This window comes from Shewanella sp. 0m-8, from assembly GCF_052977265.1.
This window is the reverse complement of the sequence record NZ_JBRIMB010000029.1, coordinates 24,520-50,555: the sequence shown is the minus strand read 5'-3', so window position 1 is coordinate 50,555 and position 26,036 is coordinate 24,520. Positions and strand designations below refer to the sequence as shown.

The 26,036-nt window shown below is 44.4% G+C and carries 17 protein-coding genes; 14 read left to right on the top strand and 3 right to left on the bottom strand.

Annotation, left to right across the window (positions count from 1 at the left end; genetic code table 11):
• Position 1: 1 nt before the first annotated feature.
• Positions 2–1,828 carry a phosphogluconate dehydratase gene (edd, locus tag ACVBIO_RS14040; protein WP_447172857.1) on the top strand — a complete coding sequence of 609 codons (1,827 nt, stop codon included), beginning with the start codon at positions 2–4 and terminating at the stop codon, positions 1,826–1,828.
• 21 nt (positions 1,829–1,849) lie between these two features.
• Positions 1,850–2,497, top strand: a complete 648-nt coding sequence (locus ACVBIO_RS14035) for a bifunctional 4-hydroxy-2-oxoglutarate aldolase/2-dehydro-3-deoxy-phosphogluconate aldolase (protein ID WP_447161941.1) — start codon at positions 1,850–1,852, stop codon at positions 2,495–2,497.
• A 79-nt stretch (positions 2,498–2,576) separates the two neighbouring features.
• Here ACVBIO_RS14035 and eco read toward each other — a convergent pair whose 3' ends face one another.
• Positions 2,577–3,170 (bottom strand): serine protease inhibitor ecotin, encoded by a 594-nt coding sequence (eco, locus tag ACVBIO_RS14030; RefSeq protein WP_447172856.1) that lies wholly within the window; start codon positions 3,168–3,170, stop codon positions 2,577–2,579.
• A gap of 819 nt (positions 3,171–3,989) precedes the next feature.
• On the opposite strand from eco, the gene dmeF reads away from it, so the two are divergent.
• The 4 genes from dmeF (at position 3,990) to ACVBIO_RS14010 (ending at position 8,546) form a co-directional block, all read left to right on the top strand.
• Entirely contained in the window at positions 3,990–5,021 is a 1,032-nt protein-coding gene (dmeF, locus tag ACVBIO_RS14025; protein WP_447172855.1) for a CDF family Co(II)/Ni(II) efflux transporter DmeF, read from the top strand.
• Positions 5,022–5,047: 26 nt separating this feature from the next.
• Complete coding sequence (locus tag ACVBIO_RS14020) at positions 5,048–5,467, top strand: MarR family winged helix-turn-helix transcriptional regulator (RefSeq protein WP_447161938.1); 420 nt, start codon at positions 5,048–5,050, stop codon at positions 5,465–5,467.
• A gap of 314 nt (positions 5,468–5,781) precedes the next feature.
• On the top strand, positions 5,782–7,401 hold the full coding sequence (locus tag ACVBIO_RS14015) for a phosphoethanolamine transferase (protein ID WP_447172854.1): 1,620 nt from the start codon (positions 5,782–5,784) through the stop codon (positions 7,399–7,401).
• A gap of 92 nt (positions 7,402–7,493) precedes the next feature.
• The gene (locus ACVBIO_RS14010; protein WP_447161936.1) at positions 7,494–8,546 is read left to right on the top strand and encodes a GGDEF domain-containing protein; all 1,053 of its coding nucleotides are present in this window, start codon (positions 7,494–7,496) and stop codon (positions 8,544–8,546) included.
• Positions 8,547–8,712: 166 nt separating this feature from the next.
• Here ACVBIO_RS14010 and ACVBIO_RS14005 read toward each other — a convergent pair whose 3' ends face one another.
• Positions 8,713–11,415, bottom strand: a complete 2,703-nt coding sequence (locus ACVBIO_RS14005) for a bifunctional acetate--CoA ligase family protein/GNAT family N-acetyltransferase (protein ID WP_447172853.1) — start codon at positions 11,413–11,415, stop codon at positions 8,713–8,715.
• Positions 11,416–11,796: 381 nt separating this feature from the next.
• On the opposite strand from ACVBIO_RS14005, the gene ACVBIO_RS14000 reads away from it, so the two are divergent.
• From ACVBIO_RS14000 to ACVBIO_RS13985, 4 genes are all read left to right on the top strand, one after another.
• The gene (locus tag ACVBIO_RS14000) at positions 11,797–12,687 is read left to right on the top strand and encodes a LysR family transcriptional regulator (protein ID WP_447161934.1); all 891 of its coding nucleotides are present in this window, start codon (positions 11,797–11,799) and stop codon (positions 12,685–12,687) included.
• A 90-nt stretch (positions 12,688–12,777) separates the two neighbouring features.
• Positions 12,778–13,881 (top strand): efflux RND transporter periplasmic adaptor subunit, encoded by a 1,104-nt coding sequence (locus ACVBIO_RS13995; RefSeq protein WP_447164428.1) that lies wholly within the window; start codon positions 12,778–12,780, stop codon positions 13,879–13,881.
• 8 nt (positions 13,882–13,889) lie between these two features.
• Complete coding sequence (locus ACVBIO_RS13990; protein ID WP_447172852.1) at positions 13,890–16,964, top strand: efflux RND transporter permease subunit; 3,075 nt, start codon at positions 13,890–13,892, stop codon at positions 16,962–16,964.
• A gap of 1 nt (position 16,965) precedes the next feature.
• Entirely contained in the window at positions 16,966–18,459 is a 1,494-nt protein-coding gene (locus tag ACVBIO_RS13985) for an efflux transporter outer membrane subunit (protein WP_447172851.1), read from the top strand.
• A 120-nt stretch (positions 18,460–18,579) separates the two neighbouring features.
• Here the strand turns inward: ACVBIO_RS13985 and yegS are convergent, their stop codons facing one another.
• Positions 18,580–19,524: a lipid kinase YegS gene (yegS, locus tag ACVBIO_RS13980; protein WP_447172850.1), complete on the bottom strand. Its 945-nt coding sequence runs from the start codon at positions 19,522–19,524 to the stop codon at positions 18,580–18,582.
• Between the two features lie 331 nt (positions 19,525–19,855).
• Between yegS and ACVBIO_RS13975 the strand changes: the two genes are divergently transcribed.
• The 4 genes from ACVBIO_RS13975 (at position 19,856) to acnD (ending at position 25,820) form a co-directional block, all read left to right on the top strand.
• Positions 19,856–20,530: a GntR family transcriptional regulator gene (locus tag ACVBIO_RS13975; RefSeq protein WP_447172849.1), complete on the top strand. Its 675-nt coding sequence runs from the start codon at positions 19,856–19,858 to the stop codon at positions 20,528–20,530.
• 112 nt (positions 20,531–20,642) lie between these two features.
• Positions 20,643–21,521 (top strand): methylisocitrate lyase, encoded by an 879-nt coding sequence (prpB, locus tag ACVBIO_RS13970; protein WP_447172848.1) that lies wholly within the window; start codon positions 20,643–20,645, stop codon positions 21,519–21,521.
• Between the two features lie 164 nt (positions 21,522–21,685).
• Complete coding sequence (gene prpC / locus ACVBIO_RS13965; protein WP_447172847.1) at positions 21,686–22,840, top strand: bifunctional 2-methylcitrate synthase/citrate synthase; 1,155 nt, start codon at positions 21,686–21,688, stop codon at positions 22,838–22,840.
• A 343-nt stretch (positions 22,841–23,183) separates the two neighbouring features.
• Entirely contained in the window at positions 23,184–25,820 is a 2,637-nt protein-coding gene (gene acnD, locus ACVBIO_RS13960; protein WP_447172846.1) for a Fe/S-dependent 2-methylisocitrate dehydratase AcnD, read from the top strand.
• Positions 25,821–26,036 lie beyond the last annotated feature (216 nt).

Genomic DNA, 26,036 nt, shown 5'->3' with positions numbered 1-26,036 from the left:
TATGCACAGCGTTGTACAATCTGTTACAGACAGAATTATTGAACGAAGCAAAGATTCTCGCGCTAAATACCTAGCGGCGCTCGATGATGCTAAAAATAAAGGTGTCCACCGCAGTGCGTTAAGTTGTGGTAACTTGGCGCACGGTTTTGCTGCATGTAACCCTGCCGATAAGTCAGCTATCAAGCAATTGAACAAGGCTAATATCGGTATCATCACTTCTTACAACGACATGTTGTCAGCGCACCAACCTTATGCTGCGTATCCTGACTTGTTGAAACAAGCATGTAATGAAGTGGGCAGTGTTGCTCAAGTCGCTGGCGGCGTGCCTGCTATGTGTGACGGCGTTACACAGGGCCAACCGGGTATGGAACTGAGTTTGCTAAGCCGTGAAGTGATTGCCATGGGCACCGCTGTGGGCTTATCTCACAATATGTTCGATGGAGCATTGTTGCTGGGTATTTGTGACAAGATTGTGCCAGGTCTATTAATTGGCGCACTGAGCTTTGGTCATTTGCCAATGCTATTTGTGCCAGCAGGCCCAATGAAGTCAGGGATCCCAAACAAAGAAAAAGCGCGTATTCGTCAGCAATACGCCCAAGGTGAAGTCGACAGAGCTGCACTTTTAGATGCAGAATCTAAGTCATACCATAGCGCAGGTACCTGTACTTTCTATGGTACTGCTAATAGTAACCAATTAATGCTTGAGGTTATGGGGCTGCAGCTACCAGGTTCATCTTTCGTTAATCCAGATGATCCACTACGCGAAGTCTTAAGCAAAACGGCTGCTAAGCAGGTATGTCGTTTAACCGAAATGGGGACCCAGTACACGCCTATCGGTAAAGTGGTTTCTGAGAAATCAGTCGTTAACGGTATTGTGGCGTTATTAGCTACGGGTGGCTCAACTAACCTTACCATGCATATCGTTGCTGCAGCGCGCGCAGCTGGCATCATCGTAAACTGGGATGATTTCTCAGAGCTTTCAGATGCCGTTCCACTTCTTGCACGTGTTTACCCCAATGGTCACGCTGACATCAACCATTTCCACGCAGCGGGTGGTATGGCGTTCTTGATTAAAGAACTGTTAGAGGGCGGTTTGCTACATGAAGATGTCGATACTGTGGCAGGCTTTGGTCTTAAGCGTTACACCCAAGAGCCGCAGGTTCGTGATGGCGAGTTAACTTGGGTCGATGGCCAACAAACAAGCTTAGATGATGAAGTGCTAACGAGCCTAGATAAGCCTTTTCAAAATAATGGTGGCCTTAAACTGCTTAAAGGTAACCTTGGCCGCGCGGTGATTAAAGTCTCTGCAGTACAAGAACAACACCGAATTGTTGAAGCGCCAGCTGTCGTTATTGACGATCAAAACAAACTTGAAGCCATCTTTAAAGCCGGCAACTTAGATAAAGATTGCGTAGTTGTCGTTAAAGGCCAGGGTCCTAAAGCGATTGGTATGCCTGAACTGCATAAGCTCACGCCAATCTTAGGAACGCTTCAAGATCGAGGGTTTAAAGTTGCGTTGTTAACTGACGGTCGTATGTCAGGCGCATCAGGTAAAGTACCAGCAGCTATCCACTTAACGCCAGAAGCGTTAGACGGTGGTCTAATTGCTAAGATCCATGACGGTGATTTAGTTCGAGTAAACGCCACAACGGGAGAGCTAACCCTACTCGTTGATGAGGCTGAACTTAACGCCAGAACGGCTGAAAAAGTTGACCTTCATAAGAGCAGCTACGGTATGGGACGAGAGTTATTCGGTGCACTTCGTTCAAATTTAAGTAGCCCCGAAACTGGTGCTCGTTGCACGAGTGCAATTGATGAAAACTATTAATGTTTAAGGAAGAGTAACGCAATGCTTGAGAATAACTGGTCAATACAGCCACAAGATATTTTTAAACGCAGCCCTATTGTTCCTGTCATGGTGATCAATAAGATTGAACATGCCGTACCGTTAGCGAAGGCGCTTGTTGCCGGTGGTATTTCTGTGCTTGAAGTCACTCTACGCACTGACTGTGCGTTAGAAGCGATCACTAAAATTGCACAAGAAGTTCCAGAAGCTTTAGTGGGTGCTGGTACTATTCTAAATAAGGCGCAGCTTGAGCAAGCCGTTAATGCAGGCGCACAGTTTGTGATTACACCAGGTGCGACAACTGAACTGTTAGAAGCTGCAATGGAAGGGACAACACCATTGATCCCTGGGGTTGCTAGTATCTCTGAAGTGATGAAAGGCATGGCACTGGGTTATACAAACTTTAAGTTTTTCCCAGCTGAAGCTTCTGGCGGTGTGAATGCACTTAAAGCCTTTTCAGGCCCATTAGCCGACATTCGTTTCTGCCCAACGGGTGGCATTACGCCAAGTAGTTATAAAGACTATTTAGCACTTAAAAATGTCGATTGTATCGGTGGCAGCTGGATTGCGCCAACGGATGCGATGGAGCAAGGCGACTGGGAGCGGATCACCGCTTTATGTAAAGAAGCCATTGGTGCATTAAAAGCGTAATTGGTTCTGAAATATTAAAAAAGCTACCAAATTGGTAGCTTTTTTGTTTTCAGCGTTGGAATAAGCCTTAAAACAGAAATTACTTGGTATTACCTGAGTAGTTAAACTGAGACTCTACCTTCCAAACACGGTAACGTACCTGGGCATTTTCTGGTAGATAAAATACTTTCGGTAAACGGCTATCGTATTTAACCATTAAGTCAGCATTGATCTTTAAGAACTTCTCGGTTTTTGCTTGCTCAAAGCAGGCCATCATAGTGCTTGGGCCTTCAGAGATCTTATCAACTTGATAGTAGCTATATCCCCACCCTTTCACTGTATGCTGTTTCAATTCACCCACTAAACGATGTTGATTACAATCAACCATTTGGGTTTGGCCAATTTCAATCTCCACCCTGTAGTCAGCTTCATTATCTAGCTTTGGTAATGTCAAAATATGCTGCTCTTGGCCAGTTGCTGGCTTAGGATACATTTTAGTTTCACTGGTAACCCCTGTGTCAGGATTGCTGTAATCACTGGCGCTATAAATCTGTGCACTGATCATATTTTGATTGACTCCAGATGGATGAGTTGGGCTGGTTGCACTGGCATTAAATGAAAAAGTAGCAAAAACTAAAGATGAGGCTAAAAGAGTACGGCCAAAGCGTTGGTTTAAGGTAGTCAGTAAGGTCATACATTCTCCAAAAGAATAGGTGTTGTGTGTCTAATACATCTATAAACGGGCTGGTTTATAAAAAGGGTTAAAAAATAATATTTTTATTAAATGACAATAAAACCATTCTCAACGGTGTGAACAAAACTTGAATTCAACCCCATAGCGGGATGGAATATTACTTTTTATAGCCAGCTTGAAACGAGGTGGGTAAATGGATTACAAATGTGTTGATAATTTATCGGCTATAGCTTTTGTTGTTAGTCGAGCAAGTTCCATAAAGGCGAGGCTTGAGGGAAGAGTCTGAAGCTGATCACATGCTGGCTTTTTTTATTGAATTTTGGGATCTAAAGGCGTAAGTTTAGTTTGAGTGTCAAAATAGTCGAATGCCGAACTAGTTGATTATCGAGCTAATTGGTTGTCGAACTAGTTGGTTGCCGAACTAGTTGAAGGTCAAGGTAGATGGTTGTCAAAATACTTATCAATCAAATTAATTGGCGATCAAAATAATCGGCAGACAAAGTGGGTGAAGGTCTAAATACTTCGAAGACTTATAGTTAGTAGTTAGTAGTTAGTAGTTAGTAGTTAGTAGGTCATGTGATATGGCCCTAAGACTATTATGTGCTGATGAGGTACAGCGGTCAGTCTAAACGGGTGCGTAAGCATAATGACTATGCATGATGTCTATTTATAATGTCTGTGCATGAGGACTTATCATGATAGCTATGCATGTTTATACATAATTAAAGCCGGTAGGGCAGCAAAATACACATTTAAACAAAAGTATAAGCTCAGCGAACAAGCTTGAGGTCGTCAACAAAGCAAAAGGTAGGGGGTGTTATGGGAAACGTTAAGCAGACAGTCATTAATTGTCCTCATAAGCAGGGTTTTTCTACCCACAATAGTGCAGGGGAGCGCAATACTGCCTATGTTCTAGTGCTAACGATAGTGACAATGTTAGCTGAGATTATTGCCGGCACCCTATACGGCTCTATGGCCTTGCTTGCTGATGGTTGGCATATGGGGACGCATGCTGCAGCGTTCATGATCACCTTATTTGCTTATCGATATGCCCGCAAACATGCGAATTCAGCAGAGTTTTCATACGGGACAGGTAAGGTGAGCGTACTGGGCGGCTACACCAGTGCAATAGCGCTAGGTCTCGTGGCGCTTGTTATGCTGGTTGAGTCTGGTGTGCGACTATTTAACCCTCATGAAATATTTTTTAACCAAGCCATTTTAGTTGCAGTGATCGGACTAATAGTGAATATCGTAAGTGTGTTTTTATTAAAAGACCATCACGGCCATGCTCACAGTCACTGTCACAGTCACAGCCATGCTCACAGTCATCATCATGACACTAGCGAGTATGAAAATAGCGATGACGCAGGTGATCAGCATGAACACACTCATGATAAAAGTGAAGTGAAGCATAACCCAAGTCATGACCATAATTTACGAGCAGCATATTTTCATGTACTTGCAGATGCGTTAACGTCACTACTTGCGATTGTTGCCTTGTTAATGGGTAAGTACTTTGGATTGAATTGGCTCGACCCATTAATGGGGATTGTTGGCGCCATCATCATTAGCCGTTGGGCTTGGGGGTTATTAAAGCAAACTGGTCCCATTTTGTTGGACGCGAGTATTGAACAGACGTATATCGAACAGATAAAACACACCCTTGAGCAAGAGCAGGCTCAGGTTGTCGATTTGCATATTTGGAAAATCAGCGCCGACCATTATGCAGCGAGTATGGTCATACATTGTGACTGCAATAACAACGTCGGTTATTTTAGGCAAAAGCTGTCAGATTTCGAGCGTTTATCCCATATCACTATTGAAGTTAATCTGCTGACTCAGGCACAATAAGCGCCTAATTATTAGGAACTAATTATATGAATAACCAAGATGATAATTTAAATCATGCCATGATCGAATTTTACGAGAAGTTATCATCTTGGGAAATGGCTGTAGTCAAAGATAAAGGCTTTAGTTTACCTCAAGTTCACACGGTTGAAATTTTGGGCTTAAATGGTCCAATGCGAATGAAAGAGCTCGCACAAAAGATTGGTATTACCACTGGGACATTAACTGTTCAAATCGATAAAATGGTTGATGCTGGCCTAGTTATTCGAGTCCCACATGCAAATGACAGACGCTCAATATTAGTTGAGCTGACTGAAAGTGGACGCGAAATGTTCGAAGAGCACGATAAACTTCACATACAGCTTACTCAAGACTTAACGGCTAAGTTTGATGCTACCGAGCGCGCTCAGTTATTACATTTTTTAGAAAGAATTAATCGAGAATTCTAGACAATAAGTTTAGCTGTATTAGTGGCTATACAAATATGACTCGCGAGCGGGTCATAATCAATTACACCTTCGCGCGTTACCACATGCTAAATAAGCTTGATCCCCAGTCGAACTTACCCAATCAAAACCTGTCTACTAGTCATTAGTTTCTTTTGATGTTACAAATGATACGTTTTTTGCGAAAATGTATCGTACATTTGTCTTATACGCTTTGAGTGATATGCCTCAGCTGCTAGTATAGAGGATATCTGTCGACAACAGGCTCCAGGCAAGGAAAGCCCTCAGCATTCAAAAAATTTAAGTGAGTAAACTAGGTGCTAGCACGTCTTAAAAATTTAAATAGTATTCAATTCACTGCCATACTTTCGATTTACTACGTATGCGTGTTCAATATTCCTCTTTTTCAAATTATTAAACAGGGCGTAGACAAACAAGCAGATGCTAATATGGCATTTATTGCCAGTATGCCTTTATTTCTGTTTTTTGCTCTATCATTTTTATTTAGCATCTTTAGCGTAAAGTATCTGGCTAAGCCGTTTTTTATTATTCTGACTTTAATGTCATCGAGTGTATTTTTTGCAGCATTTCAATACGGCGTGGTGTTTGACTATGGCATGATTGAAAATACAGTTCAGACTAACCAATCTGAAGCCGCTACCTACCTTAATTGGGCATCGGTCGTTAATTTTGTCGTAACAGGCGTGATCCCTTCACTGTTTATCTATAAAGCCAATATTCAGTACAAGCCTATAACGAAAGAACTGTTGCATAAGGTGATATTTATGTTGTCTATGCTGGCGGGCATAGTGGTCATTGCGATGTTTTATTATCAAAACTATGTCGCATTTGGACGTAATAACGACATTATGAAGCGTTATATCATTCCAACTTATTTTATTGGCTCAACAGTTAAATATATAAAAGTTAACTACCTACAAGAGCCGCTTGTGTACAAGCAGATAGGCTTAGATGCTAAAAACACCACAGATAAAACCAAGCCAAATTTAGTTGTTTTAGTGGTAGGGGAAACTGCCCGAGCAGCTAATTATTCTTATTATGGTTACGATAAGCCTACCAATGTACACACTCAAGATCAGGGCTTAGTCGTGTTTAAAGACACGCACTCATGCGGTACTGCCACCGCAGTATCTTTACCATGCATGTTTTCTAGAATGGATCGTGTTAATTATGATTCGCGCCGAGAAAAAGCCCAAGACAGTGTCATCGATGTGTTAAATCATGCGGGGGTCCAGCTCGAGTGGCTCGACAATGACAGCGGCTGTAAAGGTGTTTGCCAGAATATCGAACACGTCGTTATCGATCATGATAGCGACCCCAAACTATGTAATGGCGAGTATTGCTACGATCAAGTTTTACTAAATGCGCTGGGTAAGCGGCTTAAAACCATTAAAGATGAAGATACGTTATTAGTGTTACACATCATTGGTTCTCATGGGCCAACGTATTATCTACGTTATCCAGAGGAACACCGTCATTTTGTGCCAGATTGTCAACGTAGCGATATTCAAAACTGTAGTCACGAAGAGCTAGTCAACACTTATGACAATACTATTTTATATACCGACTTTATTCTTTCAGAAGTTGTTAATAAGCTAAAAGCATCAAGTGCAGAGTTTGACACCGCAATGCTCTATATATCAGATCATGGTGAGTCATTAGGAGAAAAAGGAATGTATCTTCACGGTACACCTTTCTCATTTGCGCCTGAAGAGCAAACCAAAGTACCTTTCCTGGGCTGGTTCTCAGCAGGTTTTTCAAAACAAAATCACTTAGACCTTGCTTGCTTAGCGCAGGAAGCTAGCAAGGGCGGTTTTTCTCACGATAATTTATTCGATAGCTTGCTTGGTTTGATGAATGTAAGCAGCGAGGTTTATCGGCCTAAAGCTGATATCTTTTCAAGTTGTAGAAAATAAAATCAAAATTATTGATAAAAGGGGATGGCAACATCCTCTTTTTTGTTTAAAGTATTGATAAGTAAAGTTATCAAGATGGAGTGACTTATACAATGGATATGGCGCAGCATATATCAGAAACAGAACTATCAGCTAAGATTTTACGTCATGCAGTGCCTAAGATGTCTGAACTCAAAGTTCCAGTCACTCCGGAAAATTACGCTGTTTGGTATGAATACTATAAAGGGATTAACCTTGACTTAAAGCGTGCGATTGACGGCTTATTGAGTACCAACGTCAGCTTTACTCCAGATGTAAGTCATAGTTTGTATAAAAAGTATATCTTAGTTAACTCGCCAGAAGTGATTGAAAACGTCCAATTAGAAACTCAAGTACTGATAAATAGTTTACTGGCCAAAATAGCCAACATGAGTAAGGGCACATCACAATTTTCTACTTCATTAACTGACTTTAATAATGCATTAAAACAAGATCCCGATCCTATCGTTATGCAAAAATTGGTCGATAGCTTCAGTAGTGAACTCGATGAGATCATTGCAGCTAACAGTGAAATGGACAAAAGTTTAACAAGCATAAGTGAAGAGGTCGTGGCCCTTAAAACGGAGATGGTCGAGCTTCGATCCGTGGCTATGACCGATGAGCTAACGTCGTTGAATAATCGCCGTGCATTCGATAAAGAAGTGATCAGTCATATTGATAGCTTCAATCATACTAATTTTGAAAGTAGCCTATTGGTGGTCGATATTGACTACTTCAAAAGGTTTAACGATGTACATGGTCATTTAATTGGTGACAAAGTTCTGGCTTACGTTGCTCAAGCATTAAAGAACAGCGTTAAAGGAGATGATTTCGTTGCACGTTATGGCGGCGAAGAGTTTGTTATCTTGTTATCAAATACAAGACTCGAAGACGCAAGTATCGTAGCCGAGAATTTAAGGCGAAAGATCGCCGAGCGTAATCTTACGATTGGTAAAGATAAAAAGTTACCCCTTGGCAATATTACCGTCTCGGTTGGCGTAGCATCATTAAAGGCTGAAGATGATAAAGACAGTTATTTTATTCGGGCTGATGAAGCCTTATACCGGGCTAAATCAGCGGGTCGAAACTGTGTCATTGCTGAAAGAGTTGTAGAAACTCCAATTTAGTTTGAACATGATTTAGTTTGAACATGATTGAGTTTGAAAAAGATTGAGTACATGGTTTGAGATTTGACCAGCTTAAAGCTTAAAGCTTGAAAGCTAAAAATGAAAAAGGCCGTTAAGATGAAATCTTAACGGCCTTTTTGTGATTGGCTCAGTTATACCAATTGTATTAATTTGGGGAGGATTTTAAATCCATATGCATGTTAATCAAGCGGTCTTCCATATCAAAAGTGACAGTAAAGCCAAGACGTTTAGCTAAGCTGGCCATATTTCTATTCTCAAACATGGTAAAGCCAGTCAGCACAAGGGTGTCGTTATCTTTGTAATACTTGATCAGTTTTTCAAGTAGCAGTTTTCCTAGGCCTTGTCCCTGGTAGTTACTGCGCACCGCCATGGCAAACTCAGCTTCGGTATTGTCAGGATCGATAGAGGCTCTTATCGCGCCTAAGGTCGTTTCTTCGCCCTCTGCATCTATCGAGGTGGCTATAAAGGCCATCTCGCGGGCGTAATCAATCTGGGTTAATACAGCCATCTCTTCATGGGTCATTTTAGAGCGCACACCAAAATAACGCTTATAGCGATCTTCATCTGACAGGGAGTTATCAAAAGCGAGATGTTTGGGTTCATCCTCCGGTAAAATCGGTCTTAACATCACTTTGCTGCCATTTTTAAGGGTGGCTATCTGCTCAAGTTCTTTTGGATAAGGTGAAATAGCCAGTCTAGAGGCGTTATCTATGGGTTCTTGTTGCAGCCCAATATTCACATCTAATAAGGTGATTTGTTCTCCAGCGCACAATACAGGGTTCAGATCTAGGGTAGCGATTTCGGGGCAATCTATGATGAGGTGAGAGATTTGCGTTAGCATAATACACAGTGCGTGCATATTTAAGCCCAGTGGCAAATGTCGATCACGAAGCTTTTGTGTTTTTAGCGCCTGGATCACCATATAGCGAGCCAATGTCATATTCAGTGGAGGCAGGGCAACGACCGCATCTTTAGTGGGTTCCCATTCAGAGCCACCTTCGCCAAGTAAAATTGCAGGCCCAAACACTGGATCATTGGCAACTGCGACGCGGATCTCTTGAGCCCCAGCAGTAAGAGCCATCTTCTGCACGATTAACCCCTCGATTTTCGCCTCAGGATTGAGTGAGATCACGCGCTCTATCATGGCCTTTGCTGCCAGTTCAACCTCAAGATCAGAGGTTAAGTTCAGCATCACGCCGTGCACGTCAGATTTATGGTGAATACTCGGTGATTGCACTTTTAGCGCGATGGGGTAACCCGCTTGGTTGGCAAATTCAACCGCCTGCTCAGGTGTACTGGCAAACCAGGTGTCGATAGTCTTGAGCCCATAAGCATTTAAGATAGCGCTCGACTCATGGGTCTCTAGTATTGTCTTTCCTTGGTTTAACGCCTGTTGTAACCTGTCTCGCGCAAATGTTGCATCGGCGGGAATATTATTAGGGATAGATTGCGGAACTTCCTGCAACAACTTTTGATTGCGGCGATACTCCACCATGTGCATAAAAGCGCCCACGGCACCTTCTGGCGTCCGGTAAGTTGGGATCCGTGATTTTGAAAAGTGCTTACGGGCTTCATAAGCCGAGTCTTCGCCACTCCAATTGGTTAAAATATTGATCCGGTGACGATTCGGGTGTTCTGAAATTGTTTTAGCAATAGCTTCAGCTATCTCAACACTTTCCCCTAAAGCTGAAGGAGAATGAAGGACTAAAATGGCGTCGAGATCGTCACTATCCATTAAGATCTCAAGTGATTTAGCATAACGCACAGCGTCAGAGTCACCGCCAATATCAACTGGGTTTTGTCCAGACCAGCTCTTTGGTAAAAGTGTATTCAACCGCTGGCAGATCTCAGTAGATAAAGGAGGCAGTTTCCCGCCACCCAATATCAGTTCATCAAGGGCAAGTACAGCAGGGCCTCCGCCATTACTGATGATCCCAAGTCGCTCCCCTTGTAATGGTCTTGAGTGCGCTAAAGTTTCTACTGCGGCAAACAGTTCAATAAGATCATTCACTCGCAGCATACCGGCACGCCTAAAGGCTGCCTCATACACAGCATCATTGCCCGACAGGCCACCAGTATGCAGTTGTGCGGCACTAGTACCCTCTATGCTTCGGCCTGACTTAATCACGATTATTGGCTTATTACGCGATGCAGCGCGAGCGGCTGATAAGAAATGACGCTTTTCATTAACCGAATCGATATAGAGCAAGATTGCATCGGTTTTAGCGTCACGGCCTAAATAATCTAACAGTTCATCAAAGTTAATATCGTTGGCATCACCGAGGGAAATAAATGATGAAAAACCAATGCCTTTATTATTTGCCCAATCGAGCACTGTGGTACAGATAGCGGCAGATTGGGATACAAATGCGATTTTTCCGGGCAGGGCGGCAGTGTGAGCAAGGCTCGCGTTTAACCCTATGTTGGGCAATATCATGCCTAAACTGTTTGGGCCTAAGATCCGCATGCCGTATCGAACAGCAAATTGCTGCATCTGACTTAAGAGACTGACGCCATCCTCGTTAAACTCATCGGCCATACCCGATGCCATGACAATGGCGACTTTGCAACCAAACTGAGCCAAGGTCTCAATAACGCCAGGTACGCTTTTTGCAGCAGTGCAGATAATGGCTAAATCGGGTTTAAGTGGCAGTGATTGAATATTGGGATAAGCGAGCACGCCCATAACGGCTTCATATTTTGGTGTCACTGGCATGATAGGGCCGGAAAACCCACCGGAGAGCAGATTTTTCATCAATACATTACCGGCTCGCTTAGGTTTGTTTGACGCCCCAATAATGGCAACCGATGTAGGTTTGAAGAGTGTATGAAGAGTACGTTGGCTCATGAACTTATCCGATAAGTCAGTATGTTATGAGTGTACATGAGCCGTAAGGTTTTACCATAGTAGAATGGTCGAATTCATTCGCTACAAAGATTAATTTCCCCCTTGTCATTCCTGCCAGTTAATAACGCTAGCAAGTCACTACGCTCTTGCTCTTAGCGCTTGATTTTATGTGAACCATCATATTTTATTGCTGGTTGGTATTAACATCGTGGATCATACCAATGCTCAATATTATTGATGCCAATATCACCGCGACCAATTTTGTGGACTAGGCCACATGGGTAGACACAAAATTATGAGCTGAAGTGAAAAACCGCTACAGTTTTGCCGTATAGCTTGACTGGATTTTGCCATTTTATTGAAAATTGATGAGGTTATTCAATGCGTATAGAAGATCTAAAATTGTTCACTATTGTGGTTAAGCTAGGTAGCTTTACCGCAGCAGCCACCGCACTTGATCTGCCTCGTGCTAATGTCAGCCGCCGCATAGGTGATCTAGAAAAGTCTCTTAATGCGCAGCTTTTTTTCCGCACAACGCGTCAATTACGCTTGACCCAGCATGGCGAAACGTATTATCACGACCTGTTAGGTGTACTTGATGGCTTTGAACAAGCTAAGAATAAATTGCTCGATCTCGATGAAAAACCTGTAGGCAAGGTTAAAGTCGGATTTTTACCCGAGAGTGATGAAGCACTTCAGCCCGCATTGGCCAAATTTCAACTCCTGTACCCGGATATTGAGCTGGATCTGCGTTTTACAAATAACTACGTTAACGATATTTACAATCAAGGTTTAGACTTTGTATTGCATGCCGGAAAAATAAAAGATTCAGGGTTTATTGCCCGAAAAATCTTAAGTTTAGGGCGAGGCATGTATGCCAGCCCTGAATATATTGCCAAGCATGGCGCGCCGACGACGTTAGCACAATTGTCTGCTCATCAAACGATCTGTTATCGCTGGCCAGATGGGACATTAGATGATAACTGGGATTTAATCAGTGAGACGATTAAGGTTAATTGCCGTTTAAGCGCTAATCATATGGGATTAGTTCGTCGGGCGATAGTAGGCGGTCAAGGGATTGGTTTTATGCCTCCTTTGTTTGCTCTTGCTGCTATAGAAAGTCAAAACTTGGTTAGGATTTTGCCCGAGTATGAGTCAAAGAAAGAGGACGTATGGCTTATCTATCCAGACCGAAAAGGCATTAGTTTACCGACTCGATTATTGATTGATTTTTTATTACAAGAAATTCCTGAACGCGCATCTTTGTCATGATTTTCATGACAGTTTGGTGCGGTATCGCTAGATTATCTCAATAAGTTAAACACTTACACTTCCTCCCAATATCAGTATTGGGAGAAAGAGATGCAGATCTCAACTAAAACAATTAGCAAATTTGCTATCACACCATTGGCCTTATGCTTGCTCAGCGGATGCAGCCAAGCACCCGCTCAAACCACAACTATCACCAGTAAAATTGAACGTCCTGTTCAAATTATGCAGCTTAACGAGTCACAATTAAGCCAAGTCAAACAATTCTCAGGCGTACTAGAAGCGACTCAAACCGCGTATCTAGCATTTAAAGTTGCTGGCACTATTGAAGCCATTTTAGTTAACAGTGGCGATAGTGTGTTGCAAGGGCAATTACTCGCAACACTTGAGCCCCATGACTACCAAGTCAATGTGGCAGAACTCAACGCCCGCTTAGAAGAAGCAAAAGCGGCCCACCAACTTGCAAGCGCAGAGCTTAAGCGTGTTCAGCAAGCTATAGCAGATGACGCCATTTCTGCAGTGAACTTAGATAGAGCGCAAAGTGGATATAAGCGCAGCTTAGCAATGGTCGAAGTGGTGAACCAGAATCTGCAAAAAGCGAAAGATGCCTTACGTTATACCGAGCTCAGAGCCCCCTTTGACGGAGTGATAGGCTCAAAGAGTCAGCAAGCTTTTGAACAAACAGCGCCTGGTAACCCATTATTTTCGTTACATCAGCTTGGTGCAATGAAGGCGGTGGTTGATGTTCCAGAGAATTTAATGGCAAAGCTCAATAACAGTACGCTTGCAGAGGTGCGTTGGCATGGTAGTGATAAGGTGATAAAGGCAAAAATTGGGGCAATGGACACATTAGCCGATCCCATAAAACAAACCTACAAAGTTGAATTTGTGCTTAATCACGCAACAACCGCACTGCCAGGCAAAGCGGTACAAGTTGATGTGGCCTTTAAGCATCAGCTTAATCGTTTTTGTGTTCCTTATGCCGCAATTGTGGCTGACGGCAAAAACAACAACCTCTATGTCATTAAATCGCACCGAGCCGTACTCATGCCTGTGAATATTACGTCATTACAAAGTCACAGCGCTTGTTTGACTGGAGAGCTAACAAGAGGTGACCAAATTATCACTGCTGGAGTGCACTATATTGCGCCCGATCAGCTTATATCTAACACCATCATCAAGCCATTTAGTTATTAGGAGTCATGATGAATTTAGCTGAATTTGCCATAAAACAGCGAGTGTTTGTGCTGTTCTTTAGTGTGTTATGCGTGATTGTTGGTTTGGTGTCTTACTTTGAGTTAGGCAAACTAGAAGATCCATCATTTACGGTAAAAAGCGCTGTAGTGGTTACCCTCTATCCGGGCGCGTCTGCCAAAGAGATTGAACTGCAGGTAACGGATAAAATCGAAACGAAACTGCAAGAGATGGGCTCGATGTGGAAATTGCGCTCGTTATCTCGTCCGGGCAGTTCAATGATTTTTATTGATCTTAAGGAATCAACGGACTCAAAAAATCTTCCCCAAGAGTGGGATCTTCTGCGACGTAAAATTGCTGATGTGAAACTCTCTCTACCAGCAACGGCACAAATAAGCATTGTTCAAGATGAATTTTCAGAAGTGTATGGCATGTTATTTAGCGTTTATGGCGACAAGACTCAACCTGAAGCGTTACGTCAGTACGCGAAAGAGCTACAACGACGCTTAAAAACCGTAGACGGTATTAAAAAGATTGAACTTCACGGCGTGCAAAATCAAGCGGTGTATATTGATTTACCCGAAGAGCGCTTAGCCCATTATGGTTTGTCATCCATTCAAGTGATTAACCAACTCTCAACTCAAAACTTAACGTTTGACAGTGGTAGTTTTGCCGCTAATGACGAGCGTATTCGTGTCGATCAAAGTAGTGCATTTAAATCTGTCGATGATATTAAAAACCTCATCATTAAAGGCGGTATCGGGCCGTACAGCACAGGTTTGTTACGCCTAGGAGATATTGCCGATGTCAGTTTAGGTTACCAAAGCCCTGTAACCACACTAAGCCGTTTTAATGGTAAAGAAGCGATTACATTAGCAGTCAGCCCCGTTGAAGGGATTAATGTGGTCAGTTTGGGAGAAAGCCTGACCCAAGTGATTGAAAATTACCAACAAGAGTTACCACTTGGTATTGAAATTGGCACCATCGCATTCCAACCCGATGAAGTGGCTAAATCGATACAAGACTTTGTGATTAATTTGCTAGAAAGCGTGGCGATTGTATTTGCCGTGCTACTGGTGTTTATGGGCTTTAAAAGCGCAACCATAGTGGGCAGTAGTTTACTGTTTACTATCTTATTAACGCTTATCTACATGTATCTCGCCGGAGTGGATTTGCAGCGGGTGTCTTTAGGCACCTTCATTTTGGCCTTAGGTATGCTGGTAGACAATGCAATTGTTATTACCGATCTATTTGTGGTGAAACTTAATCAGGGCGTTGAGCGCACCAAAGCCGCGATTCAGTCGGTAAAAGAAACATCAAAGCCGCTATTTGCTGCCACTGTGATTGCGATTATGGGGTCAAGCCCTGTGTTGTTCTCACAAACAGACGCCGGGGAGTTCGCAAGTTCGGTGTTCTTGATTATCTGTTCATCGTTACTTTTTTCATGGCTGGTGGCGGTAACACTCACGCCCTTGCTATGTTGGCTATGGATAACCCCGAGTCATAAACACACTCAATCAGCGCCAAAACCTAGCCGATACCAGCGTGCGGTGGCTTGGACTGTTCAGTATCCGGTTAAAGCCATATCAATGGTAATGCCGTTGTTACTTATCACTGCGATGGCCGTGCCGTATGTTGCTATCAATTTTATTCCAAGCTCTGACAGACCTATGGTGTTTCTTGATTACTGGCTACCTAATGGCAGCAAGATAGAACAAACATCATCAGATATGAAAAAAATTGAAGGTTGGTTAATTCAACAACCAGAAGTTAGCAGCATCTCTAGTTATGTCGGTGCGAGCGCACCTCGATTCTCGGTAACGGTTGAGCCTGAGCCATATGATCCAAGCTATGGTCAAATTGTGATTAACGTTGAAGATTATGAGGCTATTGCAGAGCTCACTAAACGTGGCGATCTCTGGCTTGCTAAGCAGTTTCCTAATTCTGAACCAAGATTTAGGGCGTTAAAATTAGCCACTAAAGATAAGTTTAGTATTGAAGCAAGATTTACCGGTCCAGATCCTCAAGTGTTACATCAGCTATCGGATCAAGCGCAGCTGATTTTAGCCGACAATCCTAATATTAAATATGTGCGTGATGACTGGCGCCAACTCAGTAAAGTGATTGACCCCGTCATTAATCAAGAACAAGCAAGGCGAGCAGGTATAAACCGTACGGATATATCGTTGGCAATTAAACGAGCTACCGACGGTATGACAATCGGTATTCTCAATCAAGGCGATCAACTGATCCCAATTAGCTTTAGAAGTGCAGACAGCGACTTAAGTCATCTACAAACCTTGCCAGTCCGTTCACTGTTAGGTATTCACAGTGTACCACTGGGGCAGGTGGTTGATGAGTTTGAGCTTAAATTTGAAGAGAGCATGATTTGGCGTCGCAACCGGGTACCGACCATTACCGCCCAAGCGGATGTATTTGATATCACTCCAGCGCAGGCACGTAATCAAGTCAAAGCTCAAATTGAGGCGATTGAACTGCCTGCAGGCTATTCATTTGAATGGGGTGGTGAGTACTATGATGAAGATCGTGCAATCTCTGACACGTTAAACCAAATGCCTAAAGCATTGTTGATGATGGTGGTGATCATGGTGGCGATGTTCAACGGCTTTAAGCAGCCGGCCATTATTCTAATTACGCTTCCTTTAGCGGCAATTGGTGCAACTTGGACTTTACTATTACTTGATAAACCCTTTGGTTTTATGGCGCTTATTGGTGCTATTACTTTAGCAGGCATGATCATCAAAAATGGCATTGTGTTGATGGATCAAATTGAACTTGAGCGCGCTGCTCATAAACCTCTTAAAGAGGCGGTAAAAGCGGCGACGCTAAATCGTACTATGGCGATATCAATGGGAGCACTGACCACGGCGCTAGGCATGATCCCCCTCTTAAGTGACAGGTTGTTTGATCAAATGGCGGCAACCATTATTGGTGGCCTAGCTGCTGCAACTGTGCTGTCGTTGTTTATTATGCCGGCGTTTTACTGTTTGTTTTATCGCAACAGTGAACTTAACTGCCAACACGTTTCCACGCCATTAACTCAAGCTGTTTTGGAGCAAAAATAATATGAAACTTTTACCTCTTGCACCAATAGCGATTGCGTTAATGCTCTCAGGCTGCGCCGTTGGCCCAGACTATCAAGCACCAACCAGCCATTTAGACAGTGAATATTTAAACCAAGGTGTTCAAGGTACCATCGCAGGTAATAAGCAGCAACGCAGTGAAAATAGTGCGTGGTGGCAGCAGTTTAATGATCCAATACTGAATCAACTGGTCATCGACGCACAAAACCAAGCTATACCGCTTAAAATTGCCGCGCAGCGGGTCAAGATGGCGCAATCTTATCAACAAGCGATAGAATCTTTTAACGTGCCAACCGTCAATTTAGGGGCTGGGTTTGGCAATGCGCAAATCAGTGAAAATGACCCATTGTTAGGCAGTGCCATTACCGCGACTCATCCCATGACGGGAGAATCTTTAGGTCTAGTTGATGACAATAACAGTGCCTTTTTTGCGGGAGCAACCATTGCCTGGGAGGTTGATCTATTTGGCCGGATCGACAGACAAGCCAATGCAGCCGCTATTCGTAAAGATCAGGTGGTGATTATGCGTGAGGGCTTAACCACATTGATAACATCAGATGTGATCCACAATTATTTGCAAATGCGAGGCGCACAGGAACGACAGCAAATAGCGTTGCAGACCATAGCAGATCAACAACATACTCTGGATCTGGTTAAGCTGATGGTTAAGAGCGGCTACGGCTCAAAGCTTGATGAAGCGCAGGCAAAGGCAATGTTAGCAGCCACGCAATCGGTGCTACCACAACTCGAGATAGCTGAGAACGTGCATAAGCAGCGTTTAGCCATTTTATTAGAGGAAACGCCCAAACAAGCACAGCAAAGGTTCGCTAAGGTTATGCCGTTGCCCAACTTTAAAGGGGTTATCCCAACAGGCTTGCCTGCTGAGCTGTTAAATCGTCGCCCTGATATTAAGATAGCAGAGCGCGAAATGGCAGCATTGAACGAAGAGCGCGCAGCATCGATTGCAGCTCAATACCCGAAAGTGTTTTTAACGGGCTCGCCAGGTGTGCTGGCAAAAGATTTTGATGATTTATTTAGCAGTGACTCCGTCGCCTGGCTTGGCGCTGTGGGGGTGAGTTGGAATGTATTTGATGGTGGCCGCGGCGACGCCATCGTAGACATGCAAAATGCACGTTTTGATGCCAGTGTATTGAGCTATCAGTACGCGGTAATTGCCGCATTTGGTGAGGTTGAAACGCTATTGCAAGGGTATGGCCACAGTCAACAATATGTGCAGTTAGTGATAGAGGCTGAACAAGAAACGACTAATGCGGTTAATAAAGCCAAGTCATTGTACAAAGCCGGTCTCAGTGATTACTTGTCTATTTTGGATGCTCAGCGGCAGCAAAATATGCTAAAAGATCGAGTCGTTGCCGCAAAACTGCAAACGGCGCACATGACCATTGGCCTGCATAAAGCGCTAGGGGGTAACTGGCAAGTGACAAATAAAACCTTGCTGACAGGCAGCCTTAATTAGCAAAAATCCGTAAATGGCTCGTGGTTTAAGCAATAAAAGCAGTGCTAGGCACTGCTTTATTGTTTTAATTCGATAATTCGATAATTCGATAATTCGTTCAGGCGTTCAGGCGTTCAGACGTTAGTCTTGAATCAAAACGGGGCAATTTTCAGGACAAACAAGCTTTATCGCTTTAGGTAAGACTTTTATGTGATGAAGTAAATATGAAGTTGGCTCGCCGTCAAGGTTTACAGGCAAAGACTGTGTTGAGGTTAAGGTTATTTCAGTCACTTGCATTCGATTAACGTACTTGTCATCAACATGCTTCCCATCAACATCCTTGGCATTAACTAACGGTTGTTTTAGTTCATCGACAACTTGCTTAAGCGCAGATGTAGGAAAATGTTTAATTAACAACACATCTAACAGACCGTCATTGAGTAAGGCGTTAGGTGCTAGATTTTGTCCACCCCCCGCTAAGCGGCCGTTACAAATGGCGCCGAGTAACCCCTCACCATTGAGATCAACTTTGTCACCGTTTGCCAGTGTCGCAGAGACTTGTCCCTGATAAGGCTTAAAGTTAAGTGCTTGCACTAATCCAGAGAGAAAGTAGGCCTGGCCACCAAGTAGGTCTTTTAATTCAACAGGCGTATCAACTGTAACTTTCGCGCCAAAACCTGCTGATGCGACATTGATAAAGTGGCGTTCATTTGCTTTCGCCATATCAATTGCAACAGCATTGCCATTAACGGCAAGAGCTAATGCACTTTCTATCTCTGTGGGGATTAAACAGGCGCTTGCAAAATCATTAGCGGTACCTAAAGGTAAAATCGCTAATTCTAAAGCAGGATCGGCAGGGCTAAGTTGAACAATTGCTTCAGCGACTTCATTAACGGTTCCGTCTCCGCCCCCCGCAATTACGCGCGTAATACCGAGGTTACTGGCTTCTTTTACAAATCGCTTAACATCACCGCCTTCCCAGGTACAGCGCACTTCTACTTTGTGACCTTGAGCGCGAAGCGCTAAAACGGTTTCTCTGATCTGTGGTAATCCGGCTTTTTTGCCATTAAGGATTAACATTATCATTATTCGCTCCCTGTTTGCGGCTAATGCAGTGTGCTTAATTTGCTACCACTGTACAGCATGCCTAACAGGTTGTGCAGCATAAGTTTTATACGTTTGGTCAGTTTTGTGCCTACTAAGTCTAATGATAAAACGCCAACAGAGCCTGTATAAAATCGACTTGTTTTTAAGGTGACTCTGTAACGATTTCGCGCCATATATTTAGCCAGTCATAGATAATTGGCTGTTAGGCTTTACTCTAACTTTGTCGACAATTTGTTGGTTTACTGTTGACTGTTTATTGTTATCTGGCTAGATTGTCGACAATCCATTAAAAACTAATATTGTATTTTCGATGACATTTTTCAACGAACAGCCCGTTACCAGTGCAGACAAAACCTTCTTTCAGCTACGTAAAGCGATTGTAGAGGGCGAGATTGTGCAGGGCTCAAAGCTGAGTGAAACCGAGTTGTCGACAAAATACAGCGTCAGCCGCGCAGTGATCCGCGAAGCGATTAATCGTCTAGAGGCCAGTCATTTAGTTGAGCGCAGAGCCAATGTGGGCGCAAGGGTAGTGAGTTTAACTGCTGAGGGATTAATCGAGCTTTATCAAGTGAGAGAGTCCCTTGAAGGGATGGCTGCAAGGTTAGCGGCATTAAATATGATCGACCAAGAGATTGATGATTTGCAATCTTTGCTCAATAGCCACTTTGAGAAAGTCCAATCAGCAGGCAGTTATTACCAAGAAGCGGGCGACGTCGATTTTCACTATCGCATCATCTTAGGCAGTAAGAATAAACATTTAATCTCGATGCTTATTGATGGCATTTATCATTTAGTACGTATGTATCGCGTGCAACTGGGCATGACAGGCCCACGTGTTACGACCGCCTTTGATGAGCATAAACACATAGTGCAAGCCATCTGTAACCGAGACGCCGAGCTTGCCGAGATGCTGATGCGTCGGCATATTTTATATTCAAAATCGAGTATTGAAAACAAACTCGCTAATGATTTATCAAAACCATAAAAAATCAACAATTGACAGTTAAAATATCATTATAAATTTTGCCGTGCTTGAGCTAAGCCCTAAGCCCAGTAAAGACCACAGCACAGCAAGCGATAAACAAAAGGAACAGCACATGAGCGCAGGAAAGAAGTTTCGTGAAGCACTAGCGGCAAATAAGCCCCTTCAAATCGTTGGTACCATCAATGCTTATTCGGCGATGATGGCTAAAAAGATTGGTCATCAGGCGATTTACTTGTCTGGCGGTGGCGTGGCCAACGCATCATACGGCTTACCCGATCTTGGCATGACATCACTAAACGACGTGATTGTTGATGTGCAGCGTATTACTTCTGCTTGTGACTTACCTTTGCTGGTGGATATCGACACCGGCTGGGGCGGCGCGTTCAATATTGCTAAAACCATTCGCGACATGGAAAAGGCCGGCGCAGCAGCAGTACACATGGAAGATCAAGTAGCACAAAAGCGTTGTGGCCACCGTCCAAATAAAGAGATTGTGTCGACCCAAGAGATGGTTGATCGCATAAAAGCGGCAGTCGATGCCCGTACTGATCCTGATTTTTTCATCATGGCCCGCACTGACTCATTTGCTCAAGAAGGCTTAGAGGCGGCGATTGCACGTGCTAAAGCCTATGTCGCGGCAGGTGCTGACGGCATTTTTGCCGAAGCGGTAAAAACCGAAGAGCACTACCGCGCGTTCGCCGATGCGCTAGATGTTCCAATTCTCGCCAATATCACCGAGTTTGGCCAAACCGAGTTATGGAACAAAGAGCAGCTGGGCGAGTGGGGCGCCTCTATGGTGCTTTATCCACTGAGCGCCTTTAGAGCAATGAACAAAGCGGCTGAGATGGTTTACAGCTCCATTTTAGAAAATGGCGATCAAAAGGCGGTGGTTGATTCAATGCAAACTCGCATGGATCTATACGATTACTTGGGCTACCACGATTACGAGCAAAAGCTAGATAGCCTGTTTGCCGAAGGTAAAAACCTGTAAACAAGAGAAAGTCGCGGTCAACATGCCGCGACGCGCATACCTTACAACTTGTGTTTGGGCACGTAGTTAAGTGTCACAGTCATAAGCAAAAAAATTATAAAAAATGCGGGGCAAGACGTTAACGTTTTAGCCACCAGCAATACAAATTGAAAAGGAAGACAGTCATGGTTGATACAAAAACATCGGAAAAACAAGCGGTTGATAAAAAGCTAAGCGGAGCGGGCCTACGTGGTCAAAGCGCAGGTGAAACCTCACTTTGTACCGTGGGCAAGTCGGGTTCGGGCTTAACGTATTGTGGTTACGACATATCAGATCTCGCCGATAACGCAACATTTGAAGAAGTGGCTTACTTGTTGTTTAACGGCGAGCTTCCTAATCAAATACAGCTTGATCACTATAAAACGGAGCTATTTGCTCAGCGTGATCTTCCAAAGGCATTAAAAGAAGTGCTACAACGCATTCCTGCCGATGCTCACCCAATGGATGTAATGCGTACCGGCTGTTCATTCTTAGGTAATCTTGAGCCTGAAAATGACTTTAGCGAGCAAAACAAAGCAGCAAACCGTTTGCTGGCCGCGTTTCCAGCCATCATGTGCTACTGGTACAAGTTCTCTCATGAAGGCGTTGAAATTGACAGCGTAACCGATGAAGACTCAATCGCTGGACACTTCTTGCACCTGCTTAATGGCAAAGCGCCATCTGAGCAACATCGCCGCGTAATGGATGTATCACTCATTCTGTACGCAGAGCATGAGTTTAATGCTTCAACCTTTACGGCGCGGGTTTGTGCGTCAACCTTATCAGACATGTTCTCGTGTATTACTGGGGCAATCGGTACGCTCCGTGGCCCACTGCATGGCGGTGCTAATGAAGCGGCTATGGATATGATCCAAAAGTTTAGCTCGCCAGAAGATGCAAAAATCCAAATGGCTGGCATGCTTGAGCGCAAAGAAAAAATCATGGGATTTGGTCATGCGATTTACCGCACCTCAGATCCACGTAACGTGATCATTAAAGGCTGGTCAGAAAAGCTAGCTAACGAGTTTGGCGACACCTCACTTTACGATATCTCAGTCGCTTGTGAAGAGTTTATGTGGGACAGCAAGAAGCTGTTCTGTAACGCCGATTTCTTCCACGCATCGGCTTACCATTTTATGGGCATTCCAACTAAGTTATTTACGCCTATCTTTGTCTGCTCACGCCTTACTGGCTGGGCAGCGCACGTGATGGAGCAGCGCGCTAACAACCGTATTATCCGCCCAAGCGCAGACTATACCGGTAGCGAGCCACGTACGGTCACACCTATCAGTGAAAGATAGAAGCTAGAACTCAGGACCTAGGACTTAGACCTAGGACTTAGAGCTCAGGACTTAGAGCTCAGGACCTAGAACTCAGGACTTAGAGCTCAGGACTTAGAGCTCAGGACTTAGAACTCAGGACCTAGGACCTAGGACCTAGGACCTAGGACCTAGGACCTAGGACCTAAAAGCAAAGCGCCCTAGCACCTTATCTTAGCTTTTGACTGTATAGCAGGGCGCAGCCCGCTCTAGCCGCGAAGCGTCCTAGCAGTGAGCCTGCGAACGCTCTAGCACCTAGAACCTAACACCTAGTACCTAGAAGCGAAGCGCCCTCGAACCTGTACGAATTAAATTGGAATGCATCATGACTGATATCAACACCCAATACCGTAAACCTTTGCCCGGCACAGAATTAGACTATTTTGATACTGAGGCCGCCGTTAATGCCATCAGCCCTGGCGCTTATGCCAAACTACCGTACAGTTCGCGTGTCTATGCCGAGAACCTAGTGCGTCGCTGCTCGCCTGACACATTAACCGATTGCCTAACACAGATCATCGAGCGTAGACGCGATCTTGATTTTCCTTGGTATCCTGCACGCGTGGTGTGCCACGATATTCTTGGTCAAACCGCGCTGGTGGATTTGGCAGGTCTACGTGATGCCATTGCTGAAAAGGGCGGCGACCCAGCCAAAGTAAACCCCGTGGTACCGACACAGCTGATTGTCGATCACTCGTTAGCTGTTGAACACGCTGGTTTTGAAAAAGATGCGTTTGAGAAAAACCGCGCCATTGAAGATAGACGTAACGAAGACAGATTTCATTTTATCAACTGGACCAAAACAGCCTTTAAAAATATTGATGTGATCCAGCCGGGTAACGGCATTATGCATCAAATTAACTTAGAGAAAATGTCACCTGTGGTGCAGTCCCGTGACGGCGTAGCCTTTCCAGATACCTTAGTCGGTACCGACAGCCACACGCCACATGTCGATGCGCTGGGCGTCATTGCTATCGGTGTGGGTGGACTAGAAGCGGAAAGCGTTATGCTAGGTCGTCCATCTTATATGCGTCTTCCAGATATCGTGGGGGTTGAGCTGGTAGGCAAACACCAAAGTGGCATTACCGCAACCGATATCGTGCTGGCGATTACCGAGTTTTTGCGTAATGAAAAAGTGGTATCGACGTACCTTGAGTTCTTTGGTGAAGGTGCAGCTAACCTCACCTTAGGCGATAGAGCAACGATTTCAAACATGACACCAGAGTTTGGCGCCACGGCTGCCATGTTCTACATCGATGATAAGACCATTGATTACCTCAAGCTGACCGGACGTGACGACAAACAAGTGAAACTTGTGGAAACCTACGCCAAACAGGCAGGACTTTGGGCCGATACCCTTGAAAATGTTGAATATGAACGCGTGCTGCGTTTCGATATATCAAGCGTTGGGCGTAACATTGCTGGTCCATCAAACCCGCATCGCCGCGTTGCTACAGCAGACCTTGCCGCTAAAGGCATAAGTGGTGAACTTGAGGATATGACGGGTGACAAAGCAGGCTTAATGCCTGACGGCGCCTGTATTATTGCCGCGATCACCAGTTGTACCAACACCTCTAATCCGCGCAATGTGATTGCCGCAGGGTTACTTGCACGTAACGCGAATGCAAAAGGATTGACGCGTAAGCCGTGGGTAAAAACCTCATTGGCACCGGGTTCAAAAACGGTGCAACTGTATTTAGAAGACGCCAACTTGCTTACAGAGCTTGAGCAACTGGGCTTTGGCATTGTCGGTTTTGCCTGTACCACTTGTAACGGCATGAGCGGCGCGCTTGATCCGAAAATTCAGCAAGAAGTCATCGACCGTGATTTGTACGCAACTGCGGTACTTTCTGGTAATCGTAACTTCGACGGTCGAATTCACCCTTACGCCAAGCAAGCTTTCTTAGCGTCACCGCCATTGGTGGTTGCCTACGCTATTGCTGGCACTATTCGTTTTGATATTGAAAAGGATGCACTGGGCCAAGACAATGACGGCAACGATATTTTACTTAACGATCTTTGGCCATCAGATGAAGAGATTGATGCGGTGATCGCAAAAAGTGTAAAGCCGGAACAATTCCGTAAAGTATACGAGCCGATGTTCGACCTTAAAGTCGACTATGGCGACGATAACCAGCAGAAGGTCAATCCTCAATACGAGTGGCGACCACAAAGTACTTACATTCGCCGCCCGCCTTATTGGGAAGGCGCACTCGCAGGCGAGCGCACTATGAAGGGAATGCGGCCGCTTGCAGTACTGGGCGACAACATCACCACCGATCATCTGTCGCCATCTAATGCAATTATGCTCGACAGTGCTGCTGGCGCGTATTTAGATAAAATGGGTTTACCAGAAGTCGACTTTAACTCCTATGCGACTCACCGCGGCGACCATTTAACCGCCCAGCGCGCTACCTTTGCTAATCCAAAACTGTTTAATGAAATGGTCACTAAGCTTGGTAGCAATGGTGAAGTTGAAGTTAAGCAAGGCTCTTACGCACGTATAGAGCCAGAAGGCATTGAGTCACGCATGTGGGAAGCGATTGAAACCTACATGGCGCGCAAGCAGCCACTTATCATTATTGCAGGTGCCGATTACGGTCAAGGCTCGAGTCGAGACTGGGCCGCAAAAGGAGTACGCCTTGCAGGAGTTGAAGTGATTGTTGCCGAAGGTTTTGAGCGAATACACCGCACTAACTTAGTCGGCATGGGCGTATTGCCGCTTGAGTTTACCAATGGCGCTAATCGTCACACCTATCAGATTGATGGCACAGAAACCTACGATGTGCTGGGTGAACGCACGCCGGGCGCATTGCTAACGGTGATCATGACCCGCAGCAATGGCGAAGTGGTTGAGATCCCGGTTAAGTGTCGCCTCGATACCGCAGAAGAGGTGTCAATCTATGACGCGGGCGGCATACTCCAGCGTTTCGCCCAAGACTTTTTGGAGTCCTCAACATGAGCCTTCAGCGAAATAAATAGAGAGCCTTCAGCGAAATAAATAGAGAGTCTTCAACAGAGCCTTCAGCGAATGAGAGAGTAAGAAGTCTTCGGCTAATTAAAAGTTGGAGCAATGGTTTAGCTACAGAGGTAGGAAACGATATTGCAATGTAGATGAGACGCCGCAAGTACATCCTTGTAGGCTCTGGGGTGGCATCGAAGCCAAAAAAGCCACCGA